This window comes from Bradyrhizobium sp. Pha-3, from assembly GCF_042258325.1.
Lineage (GTDB): Bacteria > Pseudomonadota > Alphaproteobacteria > Rhizobiales > Xanthobacteraceae > Bradyrhizobium > Bradyrhizobium elkanii.
The window spans coordinates 753,357-772,784 of record NZ_CP170151.1; the positions used below are offsets into that span (position 1 = coordinate 753,357).

Below are 19,428 nucleotides of genomic sequence, written 5' to 3' on the forward strand. Positions count from 1 at the left end.
ACGAAACATCTCAGCAGAGGGCCGACCGGTTGATGGCACCGCACAAGCGGGGCAACCGTTGTCCGTTGTCAAATGATTTGAGGCTGATTAGGCGGCTGGCGAAAGGAGCGTCGGGCTCCTCAGGGGCTAGAGTTTAAGCGGCCTGCACTCGATGCTGCAAGCGAAGGTTGCGTCTCATCGGCGCTATCCTGCTCGAGCGGCGCCCAAGTTGAGCACCCGCAAGCAAGAGTCGCACGGGCGCATGTCCGTCGTCACGACGATACCCAAGGAAAAGGCGAAGGGGTTTGTTCGCAGGCTCGCTGAAGCTCTTTCCGGCAATCATAGTCAACGGCCCCGGGTTTGCCGGAGGCCATTTGGTTTAAGTTATGCCGCCTTGGCTGGTTGTTCCAGCATGGCGTAGTAGCGTTGCTCGGCTTCGGCCGGCGGGATGTTTCCGATGGGCTCCAGGAGCCGCCGGTTGTTGAACCAGTCGACCCATTCGAGAGTGGCGAACTCGACGGCCTCGAAGCTGCGCCATGGCCCGCGCCGATGGATCACCTCGGCCTTGTAGAGACCGTTGATGGTTTCGGCAAGAGCGTTGTCATAGGAATCTCCGACGCTGCTGACAGACGGCTCGACGCCAGCCTCAGCCAGGCGCTCGGTGTACTTGATGGATACGTACGTTAAAGTGCTGGTCAAGAAAGCTGACGTTTCATCGAAATGACTTTGGCTACCCTACAGGACATGAATTGCCGGAGAGCTGCCTAGTCGAACTCCTTCGCCGCTGATGTTCACGAGTTTAAGTAGGCCTTGTTGACCAGACCGTCGCCGAAGACCGGGGCTGACCGCCTTTGTCCCCGAGAGAGTCGTGCGGCACTCAACCCTCCCACTCTAGAAGCGCGCGTATGCGTGCAGCGATCCGCCGCGCGTCGTTCGGCCTAAGATTGGGCTTCACGCTGTCGAGGATGCCTAACACTGCCCGAGCCTCCTCGGCATCAAATGTCGCGACTTGGCGATCTGCCAGGCTCAAAGACTGATCGGCCGCCCGGGCCTGATTGGCTGTAAGCACCTCAAGCGCTTGCGACCGTAGGGCCGTGATGTGCCGCTCGAATATATGCATCCTTTGGCCCCATGGTTGGGAGTTAGCGGCCACGTGGCTCGGCGCTCAATCTGAGAGAAGAAGAAGCGCTGTCCCTACCACGCGCGCCGCTAACTCCACCGCCAGCTTCGGGAGGGAAGAAGGCTGTCGGTAGGATACATCCACCGCAAAAAGCCGTGGCACAACTACCAGAACTGGTTGCCGCATCACAGTCACGGTCGCCTGGCAATGGGGGCGCGACTCGGCGCCGAGAAGGATGCAAGGCAACCTACTGGGATTGGTCGGCACACTAACCCACGGCCGAGGTCCACACTGAGGCTCTTTTTTCTTGCAGATGGGAGAGACCCGAGTGACCAGCCGCATACGAATTCAATGCATCAACAAGACTGACAGGCAGAACCCTCACGAGCGAATCAAAAACGTTGGCGGAGTAAACCCGGACGGGTCTAGGTGGAAGCAATCCGTCGATCACACGATCAAAGAAATCGAAAACGGTGTATGGGAGTTCTATGTCGAGGAAAAGCGCACGGCCGATGTGATTGTGGCCGTCCACAACGGGCACAAGTACATCAAGACGAAGGCCGACGGCATTCAACCGGACAATTTGCTTTCACTCCCTGAGTGCCCCTAATTGTCGCAAGGATAAAGTTCATTGGCGATCCGGCTGATCAGTAGTATAATTTTGATAGAGCGCCTCCCGAGAGTCACTTGAAAAGGTTGGACGTGTACGCTCCTATCTGCCAGCCTTCCGTTCTGAGGTCAGCCAGGCTGGGAGCGGATCGCTCGATGCGGTCTCCCCGGTAGGCAGACCGGACGCCCGGTCCAGATACCAATCAATCGCCTTGCGATCCCAACGCTGAGTGCCGGGGATAGCCTCCGGTACCAAGCCCTTCTTAATCCACGTGTTGAACGCGTCCTTGGAGCACCCGCAATAGGCGGCTGCGTTGGCCTTAGTGAGGCCCCGAGGTGCGATCTGATCGGCGCGTAGTATCCGCTCCGAACGTCTCAGCTCTGCGGGCGAAGGTCTGTCACGCTGATGATCACCGTCCATTTGGACCTAGTCGTCCGTGAAGATCGGCTAAGCGATTGAGGCAGAATCGCATTTGCTGGTGTGGACTGTTTTTGGATTGCAAGGTTTTGATGTTTCGAGCCTCGGAACCTTGCAATTTCATTTTCAGGATTCAGTCGAATCGCCAGTCATGATTCCGTGGTCGCGTCGGAGGTGACGATGCGACCGAAGAAGCAAAGGACGACGGGATCTGGCGATCTGTTCCGGGCCAGGCTGGACCAGATCATCAACATGAAGCACGAGCTGGTTCAGCTCGCCGGCAAGGTCGATTGGGACTGGATCGACGGCGAGATCGCGCCGCTCTACAGCGAGAACGGTCGGCCGGGGATCGCGACCCGCTTCGTGATCGGGCTGCTGCTGCTCAAGCAGATTTACGGCCTGTCCGATGAGGGGGTGTGCGAGCGCTGGGTCCACGACCCGTATTTCCAGTACTTCACCGGCGAAGAGTTCTTTCAGCACGCGTTTCCGCACGAGCGCTCGGACCTGAGCCACTGGCGCAAGCGGCTCGGCGACAAGCTGGAGCTGTTGCTGGCCGAGAGCCTGCGGGTGGCGCACGAGGCCGGCGCGTTACGCAGCCAGGACCTCAAGCGGGTCACGGTCGATACCACCGTGCAGCCGAAGGCCATCGCCTTCCCGACCGATGCCAAGCTGCTGCACGCGGCGATCAGGGGGCTCAACCGCCTGGCGAGGAAGCACGGGGTCAGGCTGCGGCAGTCCTATCTTCGCATTGCCAAGACCGCGGCCATGATGGCGGGACGCTACGCCCATGCCAAGCAATTCAAGCGGCATCAGCGGCAGTTGCGTATCCTGCGCAGCCGGCTGGGCCGGATCATCCGCGATATCCGCCGCAAGATCGAAGGTCAGGCCGTGCTCGAGAACGCGTTCGCCCTCCCGCTCGGCCGGGCCTCGCAGATCCGCTCGCAGCAGCAGCGCCAGCGCGGCTGGAAGCTCTATTCCTTCCACGCCCCGGAGGTGGAGTGCATCGGCAAGGGCAAAGCAGCCGCGCCTTACGAGTTCGGTGTCAAAGCCTCCATCGTCACCAACAACCGCCGTGCTCCCGGTGGCCTGTTCGTGCTGCACGCCAGGGCGCTGCCCGATAACCCCTACGACGGTCATACCTTGCGCGACGTCATCGACCGCACCGAGACACTCACCGGCTGCGCGATCGAGCGGGCCTATGCCGACAAGGGATATCGCGGCCACGACGCACAGAACCCGCGCCGTGTCTTCATCTCCGGCCAGAAGCGCGGGGTCTTCGGTATCATCAGGCGCGAGCTGCGCCGCCGCTCCGCCATCGAACCCATCATCGGACACCTGAAGACCGATGGTCACCTCGGCCGCTGCTACCTCAAAGGCCGCGCCGGAGACGCCGCCAACGTCATCCTCTCAGCCGTCGGCCACAACTTCCGCCGCATCCTCGCCTGGCTGAGGGGTCTTTGGCGCCTCTTCCTGGCCACCCTCATCGCAGCCATCAGCGACCGTTCACCGCTGCAATCGGCTTCTTAACGGACGACGACCTATGGTAGAAGTTAGCGGCAACGTGACTCCGCGCCCGAGCTGGAATTAGAGGCGCTGTCCCTACCACGCCCCGCCAACTTCAACATGGCCAGCGTCAAGCGACTGAAGCTGACGGCGGAAAGTATCGTCCGGGAAAGCCCGTGGCGCAACTACCAGGACTGGTTGCCGCCAGACGCTTGGGCGATCAGTCTCAGCGACCGGAAGCAACGCGGGCACGGCTCGGCGCCAGGTCAGGATAAGAATCGGGCGTTGTCCCTACCGCGCCCGCGCTGCAATTGAGATTAGCGGTGACGTGACTCGGCGCTCTAGCCCCCTCGCGTACACCGGGGCACGCACTGTCCCTGCCACGCGCCGCTAAGCTCAATGGCTGAGTATTCGGGCTAGCTTTCCAAAAGCTGACAAAGATCCGCGCGGAAAATTTACAAACGAAAAGCGGCCCGCTTGGGCCGTTCAAAGCTCAATCTGTTGTGGGCAATCATGCAGCCACGCAAAGACGCTCGCTAGACTGTAAGGCCGTGCGACTTCATGGCCGTCAAGCTTAATGGGGTGATCTTCGATAAGATAGAATTGCCCGTCGGCTGTTCTGACCATCCGATCTCTTAGCTCAAACCACACGCCCGTCGGCCACCTTTTATAGGATACTCGCGTCGCGAAATGGACCGCTTCAGCAATGTCCCGCGCGCGCAAATGCCTTAAAGGCTTAGCCTTTGGTGCCATGATTTCCTCGTCGGCTCAAGAGCCGCGCGGATGCGACTCGGCGCCTTTATCGGCTGGGGGGCTTAGATAGAGGCGCTATCCCTGCGGCATCCGCACTGCCCCGTGAAGTTAGCCCCTCGGATCATAAAGGCTAACCCACACCCTGCTTTCCCATGAACCTTAATCCGCTGGGAGCTGAAGTGCGGTTTAGCGAGAAAGCCGCCGTGCGTGGCCTACCTAAATTGATAGGCCAGACTGAGCGACTTAACGCCGCTCAGCCTGCCAGTATTTCAGCCTCGGTCTTTTGCAGATCGATCAGGCCGCATTAAAAAGGCGTTCGGCCCGCTTACGATCAGTGGCAGCCGCATCACGACGGCGGGTCGGATTGGCGCTCAGCCAATCTATTGCCCGCTTACGGCCGATTGGCGTCACGATTTCAGACACTCCCGGCTCCCACGTCTCTTCGACCAAATAGACTCGCCCGCCCGCCCGCCCGACCAACGGATTCGTTCGGCCTAGAAGGTTCTTAGTGTTGTTTGAGAGTGTAGGGGCGACGGCGCGTGCGGGAGGCCCATCTATATTGGTCCCAAAGCCGTTGAGCTATGCTCTGGTGCGTGAAGACGCGTTCCCCGCTCTCGATCGAGCCGTTCTCATGTGCGATGCCCGCATTGTTGCGCGTTGGCGCCATGCCATAGTGGCCCATCAGCCCGGCGTAGCGCTGCGTCAGATCCTCCCGTGCGTCGGCGGCCAGATTGCGGAACGCTGCCGACAGGCTGTCGCTGCGATGCTCCCGCGGCACGCCGCCAAGCGCCCACAGCGCGTTCTGCAAGCCCGCCGTTGAGCGCCCGCCAGGCGTTGATGCGCCGCTCCAGCGTGCGGCGGATGTTCGGGTTCAGGTCATGATGCCGTCGGCGCAACTCGTCCAGCACGCCGATCACGCGGATGCCGGGCGCAGCCTTCAGGATCGGAACGATCTCGGCCTCCCAATACTGCGCGAGCGGATCGGACCGGCGCCGGCCCCTCGGCGTCTTCTTCTGCGCGCCTGGGTCTGTCCGACTTCACCGATGGCGGGCGACAATCGCCCTCGATTCCGCATTGCCTCGCCTTAATTGTTACCGGATCCTAAGCCGTTGCCTCACGTAAATTGCTCCCCTGGACCGGGAACGAGCGAGGGGCGGAGATGGGGTGGCTAAGCATGGCAACGCGGAAGGAACTGACGGCGGCGGCAGGCGTGCGCTATCGGCGGTCGGATCGCGCGAAGAAGGCGCGGATATTGGACGAGTTCGTCGACATCACCGGATTCCATCGGAAGCATGCGATGCGTCTACTTCGAAACCAGGAAGGCGTACATCCGGGCCGACGGGCGCGACGTCGGATATATAATGAAGCAGAACACACCGCACTCGTGCTGCTTTGGGAGGCGTCAGACCGCATCTGCGGGAAGCGACTGAAAGCATTAATGCCCGCGCTGATTGAGGCGATGGAACGGTACGGGCACCTCGACCTTGCCCCTGAGATTCGCACCAAACTTTTGGCGATGAGCGCTGCGACGATCGACCGCGCCTTGGTGCGGGTTCGAGAAAAATTGGGTCGCAAGCGCCGGCGGCACGCGGGGCATTCCCTGCGTCGCAGTATTCCAATACGGACTTCGGCAGATTGGAATGATCCGGCGCCGGGATTCGTCGAGGCCGACCTTGTAGCGCATAGCGGTCCATCTGCGCGCGGCAGCTTCATCCAGACCCTCGTGCTCACCGACATTGCTACCGGCTGGACAGAGTGCGCACCTCTGATCGTGCGCGAACAGACGCTGGTGAGCACGGTGCTGACGGAATTGCGCAAGCAATTGCCTTTTGCGCTGCTCGGCTTCGACACGGACAATGACACCGTGTTCATGAATGAGACGTTGAAGGCCTACTGCGAGGCGGCCAACATTGTCTTCACGCGTTGCCGTCCCTACCGGAAGAATGACCAGGCGTTCGTCGAGCAAAAGAACGGCGCCGTCGTGCGCAGGATGGTCGGCTATCGTAGGTTCGAAGGCCTGGAGGCGGCCAAGCTACTGGCGGAACTCTATCGGTCAGCGCGGCTGTTCGTAAACTTCTTCCAACCTTCGTTCAAACTGTTAGCCAAGCAGCGCGACGGTGCTCGTGTACGTAAGACATACAGCGCGCCGGCAACACCCCACCAGCGCCTGTCAGCGGACGCCCGCACGCCTGATGCGGTCCGCCACCATCTCCAGGAAATCTATACCGCTCTCGATCCGGTCACGTTGTTGCGCGACATCCGCGACGTGCAGGAGCGCCTCGCGGCGCTCGCGGATATCCAACCATCCGCCCATCCTGCTGCGGCATCACAATCGATTGATCGCTTCCTGGCAAGCCTGCGAACGGCCTGGAAGGACGGCGCCACGCGCCCGACGGATCGGCCAATCGTGAAGGCTAAAAGGGGCCGGCGTCGTCCCGATCCGCTTATCCGGGCAACGTCAGATTTGAGAAAATGGTTTGAAGCCGAGCCTTGGCGGACCGGCAGCGAACTGCTCTCGCGCCTGCAGGTGGAATATCCTGGAGACTATCCGAACAAGCTTCTTCGAACCCTTCAACGTCGGTTGAAATCCTGGCGCAGCGAGCAAGCGAATGCGCTGCTGTTTGCTTCAGAAAAAATGCCGCCAGGGCATGAGGTCACAACACCCCAATGACGTGCGAGGTGCCAGCGGAGGAGGCCGGGCGCTCCGAAACCCCGGCCATCTCCGCACCCGGCCTCCTCCTCAACTCAGGCCAGGAGCAAAATAAATGAGGCAACTGATCGCGCCCGGGAGCATCGATATGTGAGGCAATACGTCTTCCCACCCAGATCGTCGCGCTATACCGAGAGCCCGGCCCAACGAACTCAATGGTGATTGGCTCTCTGACCCGGCGATTGCGAATCTCCGCTTCCGCGATCAAGCCTCGGCAACACGCCGCGCTCACGAGAGTCGTTGGCCGTGTCTGTGATCCGCCGCCGCTTGGTCGATGCCCCTCACAATGACCGCCACGAACCTGCCTGTCTGCGATGATCGGTCGAGCCTCGACGCTTAGGTCGCTCTCAGTCCAGCTTCAAAGACGAGGACCGCGAGCACTCGGGGTGCCTGATCCAGTCCAGCCCCTTCGGTGTGACGCTAGCAGCTCCGCGGCAAGATCTGCCCTGTTGGCTAGGGCGCGGTCAGCCCGTGAAGTGGATGAACGCCGTGGTGCTGACGGCAATCGTGCAGACGGCCGCAGATATTGTGTACGAAGTCGGTGAAGGCATCGCCATCTGGACGATTCCATACGTGACGCCGTGCCGGCGTCGGTGGCGGGCTCGACGTAACCTCACGAATACCCTTCGTGACACGGATATCTTATACCGGACAGGGTGAACGCGCGGATGGAACAGTGTGTGATCGCGATTGATTGGCGCGACATTCAAGAGCGACGGCCGCAAAAGGTCACATTTTCTTTAAGAACCAAATGCAATCTGTCGCCTGATCGTCACGGCCGGATGTACGCCGTGGCATCACGGGGCCCCGGCTTTCATGCCGGGGTTTTTCGTTGTGTGCCGAGTATGAGCGACAGCTTGGAGGTGGAAGTCCTCTATCCAGCCTGATGGCGGCGAAGGATTAGCGAAGCGCAAGGGCGTCATCGTGAGGTGGGGTCTGAAGAAAGCGTGGAGCAAAGCCGCGGCCCGATGGACAAACACCGGATAACGAGGCCTACCCGGCCGGACGAGCGAGCAATTGATCGCGAAGTCCAAGGTCATCAAAGGTCGGGGTGGTAAATTCGGCGGGCGTGCGGTGAAGGCGGTCGGTCTTACCTCGGGAGGTCTGCGCTGTGTCTCGGCAACGAGACTGAGACCGTCGCAAGACGGCCTGACCGCAGCGCAGAAGTCAGCCGAGGGCGTAGTAGGCGGCAGCGCGCCGCTGAAGGCCTGAACGGTGGAAGTGGTCAGTAGAGCGGCGATCTCGTGCGAGCCATGCGGCAGAAGAATCAGGTCGAGCTGAACTTGAGCCCCGGAGCGGAGGGTGAAGCCCGAAGCGCCGGCGCCCGAGAGCCTGAAGCGCGTGCGGCGGAAGTCTGTCTCGAACGCCCGGCGGTCGCAGGACCGTCGATGGAAGACGTTGTCGAGAGTGAGAATCTGAAGGCAGCGTTGGCGCAAGTAAAGCGCAACAAGGGCGCGGCGGGCGTCGACGGGATGACCGTCGGCGAGCTGTCAGCCCACCTGAAGGAGCACTGGCCTGCGATCCGAGCCCAGTTGCTTGACGGCACCTACAAGCCACAGCCGGTGCGGCGGGTGGAGATACCGAAGGCGTCGGGCGGCCTGCGGCCGCTCGGCATTCCGACGGTGCTCGACCGCTTGATCCAGCAGGCGGTGATGCAGGTGCTGCAGGCGGATTGGGATAGGACGTTCGCCGAGACGAGCTTCGGCTTTCGGCCGGGGCGCTCGGCACATCGGGCGGTGGAACGGGCGCAGGCGTACATTGCGGCCGGCCACAGCATCGTGGTGGACATCGACCTGGAGAAGTTCTTTGACCGGGTCAACCACGACATCCTGATGGGACTGGTTGCCAAGCGGGTTGCTGACAAGCGCATCCTGAAGCTCATCCGCGCCTTCCTGAATGCGGGTGTGTTGGAAGGAGGGCTGGTCAGTCCGACGGAAGAGGGCACGCCGCAGGGCGGTCCGCTCTCGCCGCTGTTGTCGAACCTGATGCTGGATGTGCTGGACAAGGAACTGGAGAAGCGCGGCCACCGCTTCGTGCGTTACGCCGACGACTGCAACATCTACGTGCGCAGTCAGCGGGCGGGCGAACGGGTGCTGGCTGGCGTCGAGAGGTTCCTCGAAAAGCGCCTCAAGCTCAAGATCAACAAAGCGAAGAGCGCGGTTGCCAAACCGAGTGTTCGCAAGTTCCTGGGCTTCAGCTTCACCGGCGGGCAAGAACCGCGGCGGCGCATCGCGCCGCAGGCACTCGCCCGCTTCAAGGCGAAGGTTCGGGAGCTCACGCGACGCACGCGTGGTCGATGCCTCGTGCAGATCGCCAAAGAACTGTCGACCTACCTGATTGGGTGGCACGGCTACTTCGGCTTCTGTCAAACCCCGTCGGTGTTGCGCGTGCTTGACCAGTGGATCAGGCGACGGTTGCGCGCCGTTGCCTGGAAGCAATGGAAGTATGGACCCGCTCGCTTTGCCGAGTTGCGACGCCGCGGCGTCGGCCGGGATCTGGCGGCGCAAACCGCCGGCAGCCCACGTGGCCCTTGGCGGCTCGCGAACAGCCCCGCGCTCACCATTGCTCTGCCAAACGGCTTCTTTGCCTCACTCGGCTTGGCTTCCGTCGCGGCACGGCGACCCGCATAATCCGCTGAACCGCCGGATACGGACCCGTATGTCCGGTGGTGTGGGAGTTGCGCCTTGCAAGCGCGTTGAAATCTGCCGTCTGAGATGACGGCCACGGCAAAGCCTAGCGAGCGGCCGTGTACCAAGTCTTGCGTGGCGTCCGGTAACGGTCGCTACGAAGCGTAGACAGGGAGGTTGCAGGCCGGAATGAAGTGAACGGGAAGATAGCCCCGAAATCGAACGTGATCGGAGTAGCCGACCCTGTCTCTCAAAGGGGAAGGCGGAATCGCAACCCGCGTCATCGCGAGCGGGCTGAGGTGCTCCCGGGGTTCGTACCGCCAGCATGCAACCAAGGGGATTGACGTGAACAAGGGAGATCCGTCCGGTTCAAGCGCAAGCTTGTAGGACCTGCCAAGCCGATGAGGTGAGAAGGGTCTGATGACCGGGTGGAAGTCAGACTGACTGATAGTACTCGGAGGTCGGGAGAGCCGACTACATGGGGAAGCGGTCAGCGGTAGTTGAATTGTTCTTGGGCGACATGGGCTCCATTCAACGGGAGTCACGGCCTTCTATCCTAAGAGAAGATCAGCTGACCATGGAAACGAAACTTGAACAAATAGCAGTGAAAGCTCGGCGCGAGCCAAATCTTCGCTTCACCTCGTTGGCCCATCACATCACGCGCGACCGAGTGCAAAAGAATCTATTACAGATTCCGAAGCGCTCCGCCGCCGGGGTGGACGGACAGACGGTGGAGGCGGCGAGGGAGAGCTTCGACGGATGGATCGAGCCGATGCTCCAATCCATCCACCGACAGGGATATCGGGCGCCGAACATTCGGCGTGTCTATATCCCCAAGCCCGGTAAGACGGAGAAGCGCCCCCTCGGGGTTCCAACTGTCGCCGACCGGGCCCTCCAGCGCAGCACGGCTGAGGTGTTGTCCGCCATCTACGAGCAGGACTTCTTGCCCAGCTCGTTCGGCGGCAGGCCGAAGCTCAGCGCCCATCACGCCTTGGCGACCCTCAATGAGGTCATCGCCGGCGGCATGATCAGCTGGGTGTTGGAGGCGGACTTGAAGAACTTCTTCGGGAGTCTCGATCATGATTGGGTCCTCCGGTTTGTCGAACATCGAGTCGGTGATCCGCGCCTGATCAGCTTGATCCGGCGCTGGTTGAAAGCGGGTGTCTTGGAAGACGGAGCAGTGCATCCGAGCGAACAAGGAACGCCACAAGGCGGATCGATCAGTGTGCTTTTGAGCAACCTCTACCTTCATTACGTTCTCGACCTCTGGTTCGAACGCGTGGTGAAGGGTCGGTTGCGGGGCGAAGCCCGACTTTTGCGCTATATCGACGACTTTGTGATCTGCTTCCAATATCGATCGGACGCCATCCGCGTACAGGAGGCCCTGCGTCTTCGGTTGGGGAAGTTCGGCCTCACTCTAGAGCCGACCAAGACCAAGTTGGTCGAGTTTGGTCGGTTCGCGCAAAGACACGCGGGCAAACGCGGCAGAAACCGCCCGGAAACAATCTACTTTCTGGGGCTGACGCTCTATTGCACGCGAAACCAAAGAGGCAACTTCAAGGTTGGGATGCGTACCGAGAAATCTCGGCTAAAGCGCAGCCTCATGTCTCTGCAGGAGCTGATGCGGCGAATACGGCATTACAAGATCAGTGACCAGGCCGATGAAATCAACGTCGTCCTGCGCGGCCACTATGGCTATTACGGCGTCGCCGGAAATCTCCGGAGCCTCGTAAAAGTTTATCGGGCAGTGGAGCGTTACTGGCGCGGAATGCTGCGCAGCCGCAGCTGGGCAGGCCGACGCCTCACTTGGGACGCCTTCAACCAAATCAAAGAACGGACACCGTTGCTGAAGCCTAAGCTGCGCCTCCCTTATCGGGAGCTGCAGGCGCTTGCGGTGCTGTGAACCAACTGTCGAAGAGCGTCGGTGCGGGAAATCCGCACGCCACGTTCTGTGGGAACCGGGGGCGGGCGACCGCCTCCGGTGACCCGGTGGGCGGAGCCGCGAGGCTTCCCCCTATCCCGATTTCAGGGAGTTCGAAAGTCTGCCACTGCAAGACATTTTGGATTGGCCGTTGAAATCGAACTCGCCGATGCCAAACGCGCGCTACAAAAGAGCCGCGCTAATTAGTCGTCCGTGAAGAAGGACTAAGCCACTGATCGGGAATCTCGATTTGGGCTAAGGGGCATTTCCAGATTGCAAGGTTTTGATGCTTTGGGCGTCAGAACCTTGCGATTTGGTTTTCGTGGATTCCCTCGAAGCGGGAAGCATGATTCCTTGTCTGCATCGGAGGGAACGATGCGGCCGAAGAAGCACAAGACGACGGGATCGAACGATCTGTTCCGGGCTCGGCTCGACCAGATCATCAATATGAAGCACGAGCTGGTTCTGCTCGCCGGCAAGGTCGATTGGGACTGGATCGACGGCGAGATCGCGCCGCTCTACAGCGAGAACGGCAGGCCCGGGATCGAGACGCGCTTCATGATCGGTCTGCTGTTGCTCAAGCACATTTACGGGCTGTCCGATGAGGAGGTGTGCGAGCGCTGGGTCCATGACCCATACTTCCAGTTCTTCACCGGGGAAGAGTTCTTTCAGCACACGTTCCCGCACGAGCGCTCGGACCTGAGCCATTGGCGCAAGCGGCTTGGCGACAAGCTGGAGTTGCTGCTGGCCGAGAGCTTGCGGGTAGCGCACGAGGCCGGTGCATTACGCAGCCAGGACCTCAAGCGGGTTACGGTCGACACCACGGTGCAGCCGAAGGCCATCACCTTTCCGACCGATGCCAAGCTGCTGCATGCGGCCATCAAGGGGCTCAACCGCCTGGCGATCAGGCACGGCGTCAGGCTGCGGCAATCCTATGCTCGCATCGCCAAGGCCGCCGCGATGATGGCCGGCCGCTACGCCCATGCCAAACAGTTCAGGCGGCATCAGCGGCAGTTGCGTATCCTGCGTAGCCGGCTGGGCCGGATCATCCGCGACATCCGCCGCAAGATCGAAGGCCAGCCAGCACTGGAGCAGGCGTTCGCCCTCCCGCTCGGCCGGGCCACGCAGATCCGCTCGCAGCAGCAGCGCCAGCGCGGCTGGAAGCTCTATTCCTTCCATGCCCCGGAAGTGGAGTGCATCGGCAAGGGCAAGGCCAGCGCGCCTTACGAGTTCGGCGTGAAGGCCTCCATCGTCACCAACAACCGCCGGGCTCCCGGTGGCCTGTTCGTGCTGCACGCCAGCGCACTGCCCGACAACCCCTACGACGGTCACACCTTGCGGGACGTCATTGACCGCACCGAGACACTCACCGGCTGTCCGATCGAGCGGGCCTATGTCGACAAGGGATACCGCGGCCACGACGCACAAAATCCCCGTCGCGTCTTCATCTCCGGCCAGAAGCGCGGCGTTTTCGGTGTCATCAAGCGCGAGCTGCGCCGCCGCTCCGCCATCGAGCCCATCATCGGACACCTGAAGGCGGAAGGCCACCTCGGGCGCTGCTACCTCAAAGGCCGCGCCGGCGATGCCGCCAACGTCGTCCTCTCAGCCGTCGGACACAACTTCCGCCGCATCCTCGCCTGGCTGAGATATCTCTTGTGCCTGTTCCTGGCCCAGCTATGGCGCACGCTCGCCCGGCCAGCCTCGATCAATCCGGCTTCTTAACGGACGACTAATTATGACGAGTTCGCTCCGGCCATCACCCAGAAGAATGCAGCCAATCGCCGGCTTGCGCGCCAGACCCGTTCGCGAAAGCTGCTCACGTAAGCCGAATCCATGGGATAATTCGCGCAAGCGGCCAGGCCGCGTCTTGACGTGGCTGCGATGCGCGCTCCTCTATGCTTAGAGCGCCGAGGCTGCGCGCAGCCAATTGCAACCGACATCCCCGAGGAACGTCACACCATGACCACCGCCACTGAAATCGCCGACGAGATCGCCAAGGCGTACAATCTGCCAAAGGCGCAAGCCAAGGCCATCGTGGACGGTGTCTTCAAGTCTATCGCCGATGCAGCAGCGAGCGACGCTGAAACCAATGTGCCGGGCTTTGGCAAGTTCAAGGTGAAGCACACCCCGGAACGCGAAGGCCGCAATCCCTCGACTGGCGCGACGATCAAGATCGCGGCGGCGAAGAAGCTGACGTTCGCCCCGGCCAAGGCCCTCAAGGATGTGCTGAACGGCTAAAGGCAGGAGCGCAGGCCGGCCCCCTTGTCCGAGGGTTCTCGATGCGAGACGGGCCGTGCCTTGACGTTGAAGGCGAGCGTGCGGATCGGACCGGTCAACTCGTTGTTGCCGGTCTTCCGGAAGATGCTGATGGTCGCCACGGTGTCCTCCATGATCTCTGTTTCCGAGCTCGCACCATCGGCGCTAAAGCCGCGGTTAGCGCAGGCTCGATGATGAAGGCTTGGTGCCAGTCTGGATGCCTGGAGCGGCCCCACCGTCCTACCGATATCAGCCGCGCGTCAAGCGGTGTTTGGCTGGTCCGCCTGCGGCCATTCCGGTGAGTCGGACGAAGGCCGTGATGCTGACGGCAATGGCCCCGACGACCGAGAAAATCGTCTGCGAGGCGGGTGAAGGTATCGCTATCTGGGCGATTCCACGAGGCCCACCGCGATGCCGCCGTGCAGCGCTTAGTGGCGTCCGGGTCAGGGGATGATTGGAGCGATCTCGTCATCCTGTATAGCTATCAGCTCATCGGGCCCAAGCCGAGCCTTTGCAACTGTTCCTCTTCGATCGGGCAGTTTAGGGTTGCAGCCTTGGCGCCGCAGTCTTTCATGGTCAACTTCCCGGCTGCCAACGGATCGGTGGCCGCAACCGCGCAAGTTACGTGCCTGAATTCCTCTTCGTCGTCGTCGCTGCCTTCCTTGAAGATGGCGACCGTCGGATTGAGAGAGACTAGTCGCCGTCAGTCACGATAGGCGCTGCACAGGTGTGTCTGGTTCAAGCTCTTTTGTTCGAGACTGGACACCGAAGCGCAAGCCTCACCTCCTCGCGGTCCGGAGCGCGTGTTTGCGCCTGTTTTCAAGCAAGCGTTGCCCATCTTTGATGGCACGTCGCTTGCTGGAACACGGTGACCGATCCGCCCGACCGTGGCGGTCTCTCCGTCGTCGGCCCAGGGATTTAGATGAGACTTGCTCGACTGATCAGAATAAGTGCAATTGCCGCGACAACGTGGAGTTGGGGGCGGCCCGAACTTTGCCGGGCGCAACGCCGGAGTCGTTGCCGTCATCCAAATTGGCTGACGCTCAAGACGATCGGATCGACCTACCATTCGGCTCAATTAGTCCCGAGCAGGCCCGAACCAGTGTGGCTGGCTGGAGCTGTCATGCGGCATGCGGAGGATCCTGCAGGGGCAATCTCGGCATCGCCCAAGAGGCAAACGAGGTTTGGCGCCCTGCGAAAGTGGCGGCTGCGGAGAAAGGAGCGAAGGGAGGTCGCGCGAAAGCTTCGTGGCTCGGAGCGAATTCGCCGAGACCACCTCCGCTTCCAACACGTCTGTGGGGAGCGCATCATTCTCTCGACGAATGCTCGCGCCCGTCGGCGCCGCCGCGCGCACAATGTTCGCACCGACAGCGACATCCTTACGTCGTCGCCGAACGAACAGAACTGCCATCGCACCTTTGCCTTAACGCAAAATCCTAAGGAGCACGAAAGATGAGTACGCCGACCTATTCCGAGGCCCTGGAATTCGCGATCGACCGCTCGTACGACATCAACATTGACATGTTAAGGTCGCGCAATTTGCACCTCGACACGTTTAACGATTACCTGGTCGGCACATATCCCCCCCTTAAGGCCATGGGGGAGATCAATCCAGACATATTGTTGGATCGCATTGCGCCGTCGATTGACCTCTATTTCCACATCCCCTTCTGTCATCAGAACTGCACCTTTTGCCACTTCGGCAAGGAGATCAATCCTCCTCCCCGACGAGTCGAACGCTACTTGGCGGCCCTGGATAAGGAGATGAGTTGGTCAGACGCGGCGCTGGCCGGCAGCGCAATTGAGACAGCCTTCATTGGAGGCGGCACTCCCTCATTCTTGACGAACAATCAGCTCAAAGCATTGTTCGGTATGATTGGGAAGCGCTTTGACTTGTCCAATTCGGAGGTGAGTTTCGAGTTACATCCGTCTCTTGCCAAGCAGGCAGACGCTGCCGATCGCATATCTACTCTCCTTAAAGGCGGCGTAAACCGCTTCGTGCTGGGTGTTCAGACTCTAGATCGAGATATTTTGCGGATACTCAACCGCGGGCATGGTGTGGACGAGGTGATGCAAACCGTAAAGTTGCTGAAGGGGATGGGTGTCGAGAACCTGTCGCTCGACCTGATGTACGGATTGCCGCAGCAGACGCTCCGGAGCTGGTACGGCTCTCTGATCGGCCTCCTCGATATGGAAGTTGAAAAGTTCAATATATTTCCATTGATGTTCAAATCGACCGACCCCATAGCTCGTCACTTGGCGCGCGGACGATATCAATTCGCCGGGGCGAAGGAGCGCGTCATGATGCATTTTATGGCCGAGCATATGCTCACGAGTCTCGGCTACCGCCATGGACCGATTTTCTATTGGACTAAGATGTCGCAACCGCACTCCTTTCAACAAGCCCGAAAATACGATTCCTGGAACGATAATAATCTGGTCCCGTTTGGGGTCAGCGGATTTGGTTTCATGAGCGAGTGTCAGTTCTACAACGAAGTGGATTTGGATCGCTACTTGTCCAGGGTCGAAGCGGGCGAGAAACCGGTGTGGAAAGGCGTCGTCCTATCGCAGGATGATCTCATGCGCAGGACGTTAATGTTCGCCCTGCGAAGCAGCGGCGTGTTGCTCTCCCGCTTCGAACGGGAATTTGGCGTATCCCTTGAAGTATACTTTGCTCGCGAGCTAAGGGCCTTGAAGGAGGCAGGACTCATCTGCATTTCGAAGGATGGCGTCCTTTCGTTAACTGATGCCGGCACTATCAATTCGGGTGCAGTGTCACTGCTGTTCTTCTCGAATAATGTGCTTGAGCAGGTCGCATACAATGACGGTCGGATAGCAGACAAACGAACGGATCTTATCGAAAAACATGATTACTCGCCGGCGGCGAGATACGGCTCAAGTGTTCAGATGAAAGAGGTCTTTCAATGACATCGGTGGTGCGCCCGACTGCGGTCGATAGTGGTTCGCCAGTCGCCCCTGAACGGTCGCCCAACCGTTCGGAGGACATTTTTTCTCATCTAACTGATAGCATTGATCGAAGTGAACGAAAGCGTCCGCTTGGACCAGTGAGCAACTTTACCGTCGAACAACTGCCGCATTGTGTTGCGGAGATCCAACGTAGTGAACGACCAAATGGAGCGATAAAGGCGTTCGGGCGTAGCGTCAACGCAATGATTGGTGAGGCAGACTACAGCGGGCTGCTGTTGAGGCTGCCGCAGTGCGATTTCGAAATAGCCAAAACAGACATCCAGTATCTCGTCAATTGCACTTATCAGATGTCGGCCTTTGCCGGCCTCGATCCTTCTGACGCCGAATTGACCGTGGGAGCGGAATTAAGCCGCCTGGCGAGCTTGACGTGCCAGCGTCAGCCTAGCGTTGGTGTCCTCTCCTACGAAGACATGATCCTTACGAATCCGGTACAGAGCGACCCCCGCCTGTATTGCCTTGGCGCAGTTGGCGTCGAGGAGCGTGATTTTTGCGCCGGCCATCAACTGATCGAGAGCGAATTGCAGTCAGCAATGGATGCGCTGCTCGACTTGCGAGACTTAGGTGGCGCGGATGCTTCTCGATGTCTTACGCAATGCGTGGCGCGGCTTGAGTCCGCACAAGATGTTTTGACGCGTTTCGAGGACCATATGTCGCCAGAACTGTTCAGCCAGTTTCGCGCGTTCTACGGAAAAAATCCTTATAGGAATACGCTTGGTCCAAGCGGCCGTTTCTCGGCTCGCGTTGTCGCGGTCTCGGTTTTGCTGGTCGGCGAAGAGCTATTTCGTCAAAAACCTCAATTTTATTGGGATCTATATCGGCTGTCCGAATACTATCCGCAGACGAGCATTGGCAAGGTGTTCTGTTGGCTGTCGCCAGACAACAGGGATGCATGGCTCAAGCCAGCCTGGCTCGAAGGGAAAGCGGACTTTCCAAGGTCTGCAACCATTTCGCCCGTGGTCGAGCGCGGCGGCCGTGAAATCGAGAGACTACACGAGGCCTGTGTTTGCGCGCTGGACCGATTTACCCGGATGCATCGTCGTGCGGCCCTGAAGCACACGGTTGAGCCAGGTCGACCACTTGTCGGAGTTGAGGCGTCGGAGAGTATTGAGGTCGTGCTTTGCCAGCGGCTATTGACACTGCCTCCGTAGGCCGAGGATTAGTATCTGCTCGGAAGAACCCGGGATCGTGTCGGAGCACCGGCGTCCGATGCCAAAGGATAAAGTATCATAGATGTCTAAGGACGAAGTGATCTTTCGTCGGTTCGCGCCAGCGGACACCGATAATGTCTGGCATCTGCATACAACCGCGTCGCAGGATGTTGGTGTATGTAGTCCGGAAGGGACATGGGGCGATGATCTACGGAATATCGGGGAGGTCTACATCAAGTCAGGCGGCGACTTCATGGTTGCGCATATCGGTTCCGATTTCGCTGCCATGGGTGGCTTGAAACCGCTTGACAATGACGTCGTAGAATTGAAGCGCATGCGGGTCCATCCCTCCTTTCAACGACGGGGGCTTGGAAGACGGATTCTTCGTGAGTTGGAATCGCGAGCCGTTGCGCTGGAATTCAAGCAGATCGTGCTCGACACGACAACGATCCAGGTAGGGGCTCAAAGACTCTATGAGAGCACTGGCTATGTTCGCCGCAGAGAAGGGATACTGGACGGATATGCGGTGATCTTTTACGAGAAGCGGCTCACCGGTCGGGACGAGTTCTCTATGCCAGGTAAGTAAGGCTGGCAGGCGCGCCGGCCCCCAGTGCTATCGACGGCTTCCTAGCGCAATACTATCATTCGGCCCTTTAATTTGCAGTTCAATGTCAAGCAATCCTTCTGGATTCGCCTGCGGCACGACGGTAGCGCTCGCGCCGTTGGCCGGGGTTGTGGAGATGGTGCGAGCGCAGCTGATACATGATCGTCGGCCAAGCATTGCACGCGCCCTGGACCTGCGGATGCCATCGCTGAGATCATGGTCCTTTCCGAGGTCGCGCAGCACCTCATGATGAGGTCCGGGGCGGACGCCTCAACGTCTGCAGCGGAGTACGGTCGAGCCGCCACCAGCCGAATGAATGAACGAGGTCGTCACAAGCACCGTCCCAGCGGGACATCGCTAGTTCGGCGGACCGTACCAGGAGCTGACAAACCGGGTCAGGCTTCCTTCGCCTGACCCCAGTCGAACGATGTGCCATTGACCCAGATGCAGTGAAGAACTATGGCGATCTTCCGCGCAATGGCGACCTTTGCCTTCCTCATGCCGATCCGCTTTGCGAGCTTCATGCCCCAGGCGTTGAGGGAGGACCATTTCTTCGTTCGATAAAGCAGGACGGCCGCGGCTTCAAACAAGTAGGTTCGGGGAAGCCGGCCACCCCATCGAGAGATCTTGCCAATGGTTGCGCCGGGCTGACTGCGCCGCGGTGTAAGGTCCAGATAAGCGCCGACGGCTGATGCCGATCGAAGGTGGGATGGGTCATCAATCGTATGTCGGATCTTTAAGGCCGTCACCACGCCGACACCAGGAACCGTCATCAGGCGGCGTGCGGTCTCG

General features: G+C 60.1%; 12 protein-coding genes and 2 pseudogenes. 10 read left to right on the forward strand and 4 right to left on the reverse strand.

Annotated elements, in window-relative coordinates; genetic code table 11:
- Positions 1-363: 363 nt before the first annotated feature.
- Positions 364-660 (reverse strand): annotated as a pseudogene (locus tag ACE10X_RS03520) (integrase core domain-containing protein); the annotation flags it as partial.
- Positions 661-1,427: 767 nt separating this feature from the next.
- Between ACE10X_RS03520 and ACE10X_RS03525 the strand changes: the two are divergent.
- Positions 1,428-1,709, forward strand: a complete 282-nt coding sequence (locus ACE10X_RS03525) for a DUF3892 domain-containing protein (RefSeq protein ID WP_370057846.1) — start codon at positions 1,428-1,430, stop codon at positions 1,707-1,709.
- A gap of 597 nt (positions 1,710-2,306) precedes the next feature.
- Entirely contained in the window at positions 2,307-3,653 is a 1,347-nt protein-coding gene (locus tag ACE10X_RS03530) for an IS5 family transposase (RefSeq protein ID WP_026191834.1), read from the forward strand.
- A gap of 1,339 nt (positions 3,654-4,992) precedes the next feature.
- Here the strand turns inward: ACE10X_RS03530 and ACE10X_RS03535 are convergent.
- Positions 4,993-5,401 (reverse strand): annotated as a pseudogene (locus tag ACE10X_RS03535) (IS21 family transposase); the annotation flags it as partial.
- Between the two features lie 140 nt (positions 5,402-5,541).
- Between ACE10X_RS03535 and ACE10X_RS03540 the strand changes: the two are divergent.
- The 5 genes from ACE10X_RS03540 (at position 5,542) to ACE10X_RS03560 (ending at position 13,878) form a co-directional block, all read left to right on the forward strand.
- A complete protein-coding gene (locus ACE10X_RS03540) occupies positions 5,542-7,053 on the forward strand; it encodes an ISNCY-like element ISBj12 family transposase (protein ID WP_011084703.1) in 1,512 nt (503 codons plus the stop codon).
- Positions 7,054-8,345: 1,292 nt separating this feature from the next.
- A complete protein-coding gene (ltrA, locus tag ACE10X_RS03545; protein ID WP_028144467.1) occupies positions 8,346-9,722 on the forward strand; it encodes a group II intron reverse transcriptase/maturase in 1,377 nt (458 codons plus the stop codon).
- Positions 9,723-10,296: 574 nt separating this feature from the next.
- On the forward strand, positions 10,297-11,622 hold the full coding sequence (ltrA, locus tag ACE10X_RS03550) for a group II intron reverse transcriptase/maturase (RefSeq protein ID WP_375763020.1): 1,326 nt from the start codon (positions 10,297-10,299) through the stop codon (positions 11,620-11,622).
- A gap of 393 nt (positions 11,623-12,015) precedes the next feature.
- On the forward strand, positions 12,016-13,362 hold the full coding sequence (locus ACE10X_RS03555) for an IS5-like element ISBj5_B family transposase (RefSeq protein ID WP_011084757.1): 1,347 nt from the start codon (positions 12,016-12,018) through the stop codon (positions 13,360-13,362).
- Between the two features lie 237 nt (positions 13,363-13,599).
- Positions 13,600-13,878 (forward strand): HU family DNA-binding protein, encoded by a 279-nt coding sequence (locus ACE10X_RS03560; RefSeq protein ID WP_011091019.1) that lies wholly within the window; start codon positions 13,600-13,602, stop codon positions 13,876-13,878.
- Here the strand turns inward: ACE10X_RS03560 and ACE10X_RS03565 are convergent.
- Positions 13,875-14,030: a hypothetical protein gene (locus ACE10X_RS03565; RefSeq protein ID WP_018646329.1), complete on the reverse strand. Its 156-nt coding sequence runs from the start codon at positions 14,028-14,030 to the stop codon at positions 13,875-13,877. The two genes, ACE10X_RS03560 and ACE10X_RS03565, sit on opposite strands and share 4 nt — an antisense overlap.
- Positions 14,031-15,348: 1,318 nt before the next feature.
- On the opposite strand from ACE10X_RS03565, the gene ACE10X_RS03570 reads away from it, so the two are divergent.
- The 3 genes from ACE10X_RS03570 (at position 15,349) to ACE10X_RS03580 (ending at position 18,618) form a co-directional block, all read left to right on the forward strand.
- Positions 15,349-16,824, forward strand: a complete 1,476-nt coding sequence (locus ACE10X_RS03570) for a coproporphyrinogen-III oxidase family protein (protein ID WP_016842696.1) — start codon at positions 15,349-15,351, stop codon at positions 16,822-16,824.
- Positions 16,821-18,032 (forward strand): hypothetical protein, encoded by a 1,212-nt coding sequence (locus ACE10X_RS03575; protein ID WP_011091015.1) that lies wholly within the window; start codon positions 16,821-16,823, stop codon positions 18,030-18,032. Before ACE10X_RS03570 ends, ACE10X_RS03575 begins: the two co-directional genes overlap by 4 nt.
- A gap of 82 nt (positions 18,033-18,114) precedes the next feature.
- Positions 18,115-18,618 carry a GNAT family N-acetyltransferase gene (locus ACE10X_RS03580; RefSeq protein WP_011091014.1) on the forward strand — a complete coding sequence of 168 codons (504 nt, stop codon included), beginning with the start codon at positions 18,115-18,117 and terminating at the stop codon, positions 18,616-18,618.
- A gap of 413 nt (positions 18,619-19,031) precedes the next feature.
- Here ACE10X_RS03580 and ACE10X_RS03585 read toward each other — a convergent pair whose 3' ends face one another.
- Positions 19,032-19,409, reverse strand: a complete 378-nt coding sequence (locus ACE10X_RS03585; protein ID WP_223154118.1) for a transposase — start codon at positions 19,407-19,409, stop codon at positions 19,032-19,034.
- Between the last annotated feature and the right edge of the window lie 19 nt (positions 19,410-19,428).

What these genes read in the sequence shown, in the direction of transcription:
- ACE10X_RS03585 (WP_223154118.1), bottom strand. Translation starts at nt 19,409, where the DNA reads ATGACGGTTCCTGGTGTCGGCGTGGTGACGGCCTTAAAGATCCGACAT.
- ltrA (WP_028144467.1), top strand. Translation starts at nt 8,346, where the DNA reads ATGCGGCAGAAGAATCAGGTCGAGCTGAACTTGAGCCCCGGAGCGGAG.
- ACE10X_RS03570 (WP_016842696.1), top strand. Translation starts at nt 15,349, where the DNA reads ATGAGTACGCCGACCTATTCCGAGGCCCTGGAATTCGCGATCGACCGC.
- ACE10X_RS03575 (WP_011091015.1), top strand. Translation starts at nt 16,821, where the DNA reads ATGACATCGGTGGTGCGCCCGACTGCGGTCGATAGTGGTTCGCCAGTC.
- ACE10X_RS03530 (WP_026191834.1), top strand. Translation starts at nt 2,307, where the DNA reads ATGCGACCGAAGAAGCAAAGGACGACGGGATCTGGCGATCTGTTCCGG.
- ACE10X_RS03555 (WP_011084757.1), top strand. Translation starts at nt 12,016, where the DNA reads ATGCGGCCGAAGAAGCACAAGACGACGGGATCGAACGATCTGTTCCGG.
- ACE10X_RS03540 (WP_011084703.1), top strand. Translation starts at nt 5,542, where the DNA reads ATGGGGTGGCTAAGCATGGCAACGCGGAAGGAACTGACGGCGGCGGCA.
- ltrA (WP_375763020.1), top strand. Translation starts at nt 10,297, where the DNA reads ATGGAAACGAAACTTGAACAAATAGCAGTGAAAGCTCGGCGCGAGCCA.
- ACE10X_RS03565 (WP_018646329.1), bottom strand. Translation starts at nt 14,030, where the DNA reads ATGGAGGACACCGTGGCGACCATCAGCATCTTCCGGAAGACCGGCAAC.
- ACE10X_RS03580 (WP_011091014.1), top strand. Translation starts at nt 18,115, where the DNA reads ATGTCTAAGGACGAAGTGATCTTTCGTCGGTTCGCGCCAGCGGACACC.
- ACE10X_RS03560 (WP_011091019.1), top strand. Translation starts at nt 13,600, where the DNA reads ATGACCACCGCCACTGAAATCGCCGACGAGATCGCCAAGGCGTACAAT.